Below are 6,888 nucleotides of genomic sequence, written 5' to 3' on the forward strand. Positions count from 1 at the left end.
TTTGTTTATTGATTAGCTGTTTGCTTAAAATAGTTGATTTATTGTCATACCACCATCTATCAGCAATCATTTTTCCTTTCTTCAAAGCTTCTTTTCGATCCATACGTTCTCCTTTCCTTCGAATCTACTAGGTTTATCAAAACCATTAAACTTGCGAAAATACTTCCTCCCACTACGCTGTAGTGTGCTACTAGTATGAGTAAACCTAAGATGACTCCGATAAAAAGCGTGTCTGTCTTTTTCATAGTCTTATCTCCCTATTTTTAATTTCTAACATTCGTAAATCTTCAAGCTCCATCGCAATCAGCTCTGCTTGTCTATCTGAAAGCTCAGCGGCTTTTCTAAGCGCTGCACGATCATCTTGTAATTCTTTTCTACGTAGCCTAATAAGATTGAGAATTTGATGTTCTTGTTGTACTGTATAAGTCATCAACTTACCTCCTATACATCCTCATTCAAAAATTTATTTATAAAGTATTGCTGTCCTTTACCAGTAACAAGAGGCGTGAACTTTGTCACTAACTCACCTTGAGAATTCGTGCGTACATGCTCCCTCACGTCCATAATTCCTAAATCCATAGAACGTTGCGTTGGTTGATTCTTACGTCGTCCGTCTCGACAAAGATAACCATTCTCTCTTAACCAAATGAACAAACGATTTTGCCCAATATTTATACCGTTTTGTTTTAGAATCGTGGCTAATTCTTTAATCAAACATGAATTAACGCTCCCTCTTACTGCATCTGAGAATAATGCTTTAGGTTGCATTTCTTGGATAACCAAATCTTTTTGTTTTAATTGTTCACCTGCTTGTAACAACAGATCTGCTAGTGAGTTTGGATTGTGTGTAATCTCATACGCTTTTTGATCGGTTAGGTATGCGCCGTTCTTTCTAATTGTTGGTAGAACTTCACTCGTTACCCAACGTTTGAACTTTCTTGCGTTTGGAAGCTTGGATTTAAGTATTAAGCTGTATAACCCTGATTCGTTGATGATTATCATGTTTTGTTTTCCTCCAAGGGTGTCCCATTTCGTTACCCCCTTGTCTTCTTTATCCACATGATTTAGGATTGCTTTTTGAGTGTTTCTATATCCTAAGACTTCTGCAACGTCTTTACCTACAAAATATGGTTCGTCATTTACTAAGATTGTTCGAACTTCGTTTTGTTCGAAATTAAAAATTTGTTGTGTATTCATAATTTTCTCCTTTCAGATTAAACTAGTAATTTAAAATCAGTACCACTAAAAATAACGATTCAAGTAATAAATTAAAATAGGCGATCTTTACTAGCATAAAGATCATGAACTCAATAATAGACACGTCAAGTCATTACAAAATCTCATCCTCATATTCTTAATTTCGGGTACTCGTAAATTTTCTAGCTCGTTCGCAATTGTTTTTACTCTGTAATCAGAAAATCTATTACCTATCATCAAAGTAGAACGATTATCTTACAGCTTTATCTACCGTTTTTTGATAAATCCTGTAATCATATGCTCTGGTTGGTTTGTATATATCATTTCTCACTATCATCTTTAAATACAGGTTCCACTACAACTCCAGTCCTACGGGTAATGCTCTTTGCAATAACCCACCAAGCTCGTCGAATCGCTTCAGAAGAAGGTTTGTTTTCTAGTACAATAATTAAGTCTTCTTTTGCCATAATTCCCCTCCTATCATTAAACTCGGTTTCTCACTACCTTCGAATTCGATAGTCACGAATAATTTCTAGAATAGTTTTATTCGCTTTTGGACCACTCCAGTGCCCATCAATAATTTGTTGCATACGAACTCGTGTATACCCATATGCAGTTGCTAAATCATCCATAGTGATGCTGTTTTTCTTCATGAAAGCTTTGATTGCTTCGCGACCATTATCAAGATTCGACATGTGCCCCCTCCTCATTCCATTAATTATGTAAGTTAAGATGATAGAAATTTGTATAAAAAAGTTGACTTAAATTATACATTCGTATACTATATAGACATAGATAAATACGCCTATAACAAAACCTTTAATTCGCACTTGGTCGCCAAACTTTATGCTATAAGGTGTGTTTTAGTTTGCTATTTTTCTATCAAATTAACTTACAAACAAATAATAATACATTCGTGTACTTTAGTCAACCTTTTAGTTACATTTTGTGTACTTTTTATTTGTTTAGAATTGGGGAAGTCTTATATGACACTGTTTGAAAGGATAAAAAAACTAGCTGCAAAACGTCAAAAAAGCATGAAAGAAGTTGCTGTTGAATTAGGTTTTAGTGAAAATCTTTTTTATAGATGGAAAACTACTGAACCTAAAGCTAGAGATTTAGAAAAAGTTGCCGACTATTTTGGAGTATCTGTCGATTACCTCTTAGGTCGTGAAGATAAAATATCATTAGCTGAGAAACATGGAATTTTTGCTTTTGACGGTGGTGATATAACTGATGAAGAAGTAGAATTTTTAAGGTCTGTTTTAGCTGCAAAGCGAGCTGCCGAAAAAAAGTAAAGTGATGTGATGATTTTGTGTAGTGACATTAATAGACATTTATTAAGCTTAGTATCTGACATGGGTTTAGAGTTGCATTTTATTGAAATGGAAAGAAGTGGTTTTTATTTGTCTGAGGAAAAAGCAATATTGTTAAGTAAGAAATTGCTTGATAAAAACTCTGATTTCGAAATTTCGCATGAGCTTGGACATTGTATAAAGAAGCATGAAGAATTAACTGCATTTTACAACGCAACTGATTCAGCTAGAAGAAAATTTGAGTTTGAAGCGAATAAGATTGCTATTGAAATCTTATTGTTCCTATGGTCAAACGAATACGATTTTGAAAAAGAGCATCTAAATGCAGTAAAATTCATGGAATACTATCAAATTCCTTGGAACTTAGAAAACTGTGTTCGAGAAACTATGAGCAATTTTGTATAAAAATAGTCCATGCTTCATCACGAGCAATATATCTGTTTTTCGCCTCTTACATTATAATATGAACGGAGAAATAAAAAATGAAAAAGTTATATTTAGGGCTTGCTATTCTAGGAGTATTCATTTTAGGTGCATGTAACGCTAATACTCGTTCTGATTCAAGCAAAACTTCAAATAGTTCTACAAAAGAAACTAAGATAAGTTCAACAAAAACTAGCTTAAGTTCCACCTCTGAAAGTTCCATAAGTACATCTACTACCTCAAAGGCGCAAGAAACATCGGATAGTAGTACTAACTCATCGTTAACAGCTGATACAACTAGCTATCAGTCCATCTTAAGTGAGTATACACTTAAGATTCAAGATGCTACACCAGGATTAATTCAGGAGTTTAGAAACGAAGCATCAACAAATACTAGTGGAATTGATGGTCTAGCAGCAATTTCTAACAATAAAGTCGAAAAACTGGCCATAATCTCGACTGACGGTGTTAATCAAATGGCAAATTTACATTATTCACTGTCTGATGATTATTCTATCTATGAATCATGGGCAAATCAACTAATCACCATCTACACTGAAGAATCACAAAAAATTATAGGAGAATATCTAGCTAGTTCAGCAGCAACAAATAGCGCTCATACTGGAATAACAACTAGTTCTCCTGATACTCAAGCACAAACAACGCCTTCATCTGAGCCTACTGTAACGACAACTGTCCAAGCAGGAGAAAGCCCACAGGATATAGCTACTAGATCAGGAATAAGCATGGATGCATTATTCAATTTGAATGGAATGGATCTAAACAACTACATGCTTTACCCTGGACAGGAACTAAGAATAAAGTAAATATAAAAAAACAAAACACGTCCCACCGACCAAAGTAAGTACGTGTTAAGTAATCAAAAACCTAGCAATAGGCTCTTGCTATACAGTCTATTGTAGCAAAGAAAGTGAGTAATTACACTATGAAAAGAGCTGCATTGTACATCCGAGTTTCCAGCGATCAACAAGCAAAATTTGGTGATAGTTTAAGAGAACAGCAAGATACACTTCAAGAATATGTAAAAACGCAAAAAGATATGATCGTTCATTCAATTTATATTGATGACGGGATAAGCGGTCAGAAACTAGAACGAGATGAATTTAAGCGCTTAATGAATGATATTGACTCTGGTTTAGTTGATATTATTCTATTCACAAAATTAGATCGTTGGTTTAGATCGTTAAAACACTATTTAAATACACAAGAATTACTCGAAAAAAATCACGTCCATTGGATTGCTGTTTCTCAACCTTACTATGACACTACTACAGCATATGGGAGAACATTCATTAATCAAGTTATGAGCTTTGCCGAACTTGAAGCGCAAATGACAAGCGAGCGTATGAAATCTGTATTTGCAAACAAGGTGAAAATGGGCGAAGTTATAAGTGGCTCTACCCCGCTTGGTTACTCTATAGATGATAAACGCTTAAAGCCGGACAATCAAGCGCATATAGCGCAAGCTGTATTCGCATACTACAACGAGCATGCTAACCTAAATAAGACAGCTAAATTCCTTTTAGAAGAATATGGTATATCTCGCACCATGCAAGCTATTCGTTCCATGCTAAGAAATAAAAAATATATAGGTGAGTTTAGAGATAACAAAAATTTTTGCGAACCTATTATAAACCAAGAACTGTTTTTTTCTGTTAACCGGCAATTGTCCATGAACCAAAAATCTAATGTCAAAAATATGTATTTGTTCTCAGGTATTTTAGTATGCGGTGAATGCGGTAAAAAAATGAACTCAGGTCAAAAGTCAGTCTGGGGAAATAAAAGAAAAGATGGCACACGTATCAAGTACCCTCCTAAATCTATGTATTCTTGCCGATACGCGTACCAACATCCTAAATGTCTGAATACTAAGTCAATACGTGAACACGTATTAGAAGCACGTTTATTAGACAATATAGACGATCTTATCAGTGTGGAAATAAATGAACTAAAATCAGTCAAAAAAAAACTGCCTGACAATAAGTATAAACAAAAAGCTATAGAAAAGAAAATTGATAGATTAAAAAATGCTTACCTTAACGAAGTTATCAGTTTAAACGAATTTAAACACGATAGGCAAAAATTATTAACTGAACTAAGCGAGCTTACTTTAACATCTGAAGAACATAGCACTAAACAAAAAATCGAGAACCTTGAAACTCTCCTAAGTATGAATATTAAACAAAACTATAGTAATATGGAAATGTATGAACAAAAAACGTTCTGGCGATCATTTATAAAAAATATTAAATTCGACTCTTCAAAAAAAATTACAGTTAATTTCCTATAATTAATGCAGACCTACTAACGAATAGTGTCAGACATGCAAGATTGAGGGTCTTGTGAGCGCAAGCTCGTGTGGGTTCAAATCCCATCGTCTGCATATATTTTTTGTTCGTAAAGTGTTAAAACTTTGCGAACTTTTTTTATTTACTAAACATTTCTATTACTATTATCATATAATATGCATTATTTCTATCAATGATCCAACCTTATATAAGGTTATGAAATCTATAGGAAATTAGCTTTTTCTGTTTTATCTCCAGAAACGGTTCTTTCTTGATAAAAAGAAAAATTCGAAAAGGAACTATACAGATACTGGATTTCCGAAATGGATGAAATACAATCTATTTTATACTACCTGCTTCAAAGACAAAAAATAATATGAACGTACATTTTTTATACAATATTGTCACTGATGTACCAAATACAATAATGCAGCATAGAAAGTATGTGATTTTAAAAAACGTTTGTTTATCCATCCTGAGTAAGTCAATTTGGCCTGAGTAGCTCCCTATTCAATTAAAAACACCCGCTCGAAAAGAATGGGTTGTGAAAAGCAATGTTATTAGGTGATACAATAAGATTACTATCTTTTTATCTATTATTTCAACCGATATAATCCTTTTGCTGTCTAAAATACGCATATCATAATTAATAAAGAGAGTATCAACATGCACGCTATATACTTCCCCAAACGTTTTGATTTTTTAATAACTGCATATATTATTCCACACTAAAGAATAGTTAATCCATTAAAAACCCATACCTTCGAAATAATTAAACTGTCTTAAGCTATAACAACTCTAGTGATTCCTCAAATGAAAAATCCCAATCAAACCATGCAAACCTCTTTATTTTCTAATCTCTTACAAAAATGTAATGAATAAAGCAGACAAAAAAATGGTTAGAAAATTTTTATTATTGATAATTAAATGTATAAAACTTAGGAGGTATTTATATGCCAATAATCAAATCTGCTAATCCATTAAAAGCAATCTCTTTATTAGTAATCGGTACTCTTGGTGCAGCGATATCGGTATTACACATCACTTGTATCCAGATCTTCCATATGGGCGTTGCAGATCCGAACATCCCTCTGTTTGGATTTTTTGAAAAATTTGCTTCTGCTACTTCATCTATCCTTCACATTTCTTCCGACAATCTTTATTTATCATCTCTCTCGTTATTTATCATTTTTTCAATTATTGGATTATTTTTCAATATCTTCACTAATAATAATAAATTGATTTCCATTTGGATTTTAGGAATAAATTTACTTTTTTCTCTCCCTACACTCTTTTATTTCTTCGTTGCATGGGGGATGAATCAGTAATTCTTCCATTGTTAGCACAAATTAAGAAATAGAAAGAGGGTTCCAAAATGACTAATAAAACAGATCGTTTATTAAGCGCATTGCAATCATATCAAGAAGTGTGCTGGATAAATCCAAATTTTGGAGAAAGAAAAACTTCATGTTTTACCATAAATGATGTGATAGACGCTTCTAAACGCCTACAAAGGTTTGCTCCATACATTGCTAAAGTTTTTCCTGATACTAAATCTACTAATGGGATCATCGAGTCAGAATTAGTTGAGATTCCTAGTATGTTGGATAAAATAAAAGAAAAAGAACATTTTGAAACAAACA

The 6,888-nt window shown here is 33.2% G+C and carries 9 protein-coding genes and 1 pseudogene; 6 read left to right on the forward strand and 4 right to left on the reverse strand.

All coding sequences use genetic code 11. The annotated features are described in order from the left end of the window. Positions 1–241: 241 nt before the first annotated feature. The 4 genes from P3R27_RS13995 to P3R27_RS14010 form a co-directional block, all read right to left on the reverse strand. Complete coding sequence (locus P3R27_RS13995) at positions 242–430, reverse strand: hypothetical protein (protein ID WP_301357482.1); 189 nt, start codon at positions 428–430, stop codon at positions 242–244. 11 nt (positions 431–441) lie between these two features. Further along, on the reverse strand, positions 442–1,197 hold the full coding sequence (locus P3R27_RS14000) for a phage antirepressor KilAC domain-containing protein (RefSeq protein WP_301357481.1): 756 nt from the start codon (positions 1,195–1,197) through the stop codon (positions 442–444). Positions 1,198–1,517: 320 nt separating this feature from the next. Next, entirely contained in the window at positions 1,518–1,664 is a 147-nt protein-coding gene (locus P3R27_RS14005) for a hypothetical protein (protein WP_157799013.1), read from the reverse strand. Positions 1,665–1,697: 33 nt separating this feature from the next. Beyond that, a complete protein-coding gene (locus P3R27_RS14010) occupies positions 1,698–1,892 on the reverse strand; it encodes a hypothetical protein (protein WP_077152144.1) in 195 nt (64 codons plus the stop codon). Between the two features lie 291 nt (positions 1,893–2,183). Between P3R27_RS14010 and P3R27_RS14015 the strand changes: the two genes are divergently transcribed. The 6 genes and pseudogenes from P3R27_RS14015 to P3R27_RS14040 all read left to right on the forward strand — a co-directional run. Continuing rightward, positions 2,184–2,495 carry a helix-turn-helix domain-containing protein gene (locus P3R27_RS14015; RefSeq protein ID WP_077152143.1) on the forward strand — a complete coding sequence of 104 codons (312 nt, stop codon included), beginning with the start codon at positions 2,184–2,186 and terminating at the stop codon, positions 2,493–2,495. 72 nt (positions 2,496–2,567) lie between these two features. Beyond that, the gene (locus P3R27_RS14020; RefSeq protein WP_242695366.1) at positions 2,568–2,918 is read left to right on the forward strand and encodes an ImmA/IrrE family metallo-endopeptidase; all 351 of its coding nucleotides are present in this window, start codon (positions 2,568–2,570) and stop codon (positions 2,916–2,918) included. Between the two features lie 77 nt (positions 2,919–2,995). Next, positions 2,996–3,763, forward strand: coding sequence for a LysM peptidoglycan-binding domain-containing protein (locus tag P3R27_RS14025; RefSeq protein ID WP_207463733.1), 768 nt, complete (start codon positions 2,996–2,998; stop codon positions 3,761–3,763). A gap of 119 nt (positions 3,764–3,882) precedes the next feature. Further along, the gene (locus P3R27_RS14030; protein ID WP_301357476.1) at positions 3,883–5,247 is read left to right on the forward strand and encodes a recombinase family protein; all 1,365 of its coding nucleotides are present in this window, start codon (positions 3,883–3,885) and stop codon (positions 5,245–5,247) included. 951 nt (positions 5,248–6,198) lie between these two features. Then, positions 6,199–6,573, forward strand: coding sequence for a hypothetical protein (locus P3R27_RS14035; RefSeq protein ID WP_301357561.1), 375 nt, complete (start codon positions 6,199–6,201; stop codon positions 6,571–6,573). A 47-nt stretch (positions 6,574–6,620) separates the two neighbouring features. Next, positions 6,621–6,888: pseudogene (locus P3R27_RS14040) on the forward strand (D-serine ammonia-lyase); the annotation flags it as partial.

Origin of the sequence: Enterococcus spodopteracolus (assembly GCF_030441955.1) — a bacterium.
Classification (GTDB): Bacteria; Bacillota; Bacilli; order Lactobacillales; family Enterococcaceae; genus Enterococcus_B; species Enterococcus_B spodopteracolus.

Excerpts from the sequence above, each read along its gene's own strand:
- P3R27_RS13995 (WP_301357482.1), bottom strand. The coding sequence starts at position 430 with ATGACTTATACAGTACAACAAGAACATCAAATTCTCAATCTTATTAGG.
- P3R27_RS14000 (WP_301357481.1), bottom strand. The coding sequence starts at position 1,197 with ATGAATACACAACAAATTTTTAATTTCGAACAAAACGAAGTTCGAACA.
- P3R27_RS14005 (WP_157799013.1), bottom strand. The coding sequence starts at position 1,664 with ATGGCAAAAGAAGACTTAATTATTGTACTAGAAAACAAACCTTCTTCT.
- P3R27_RS14010 (WP_077152144.1), bottom strand. The coding sequence starts at position 1,892 with ATGTCGAATCTTGATAATGGTCGCGAAGCAATCAAAGCTTTCATGAAG.
- P3R27_RS14015 (WP_077152143.1), top strand. The coding sequence starts at position 2,184 with ATGACACTGTTTGAAAGGATAAAAAAACTAGCTGCAAAACGTCAAAAA.
- P3R27_RS14025 (WP_207463733.1), top strand. The coding sequence starts at position 2,996 with ATGAAAAAGTTATATTTAGGGCTTGCTATTCTAGGAGTATTCATTTTA.
- P3R27_RS14030 (WP_301357476.1), top strand. The coding sequence starts at position 3,883 with ATGAAAAGAGCTGCATTGTACATCCGAGTTTCCAGCGATCAACAAGCA.
- P3R27_RS14035 (WP_301357561.1), top strand. The coding sequence starts at position 6,199 with ATGCCAATAATCAAATCTGCTAATCCATTAAAAGCAATCTCTTTATTA.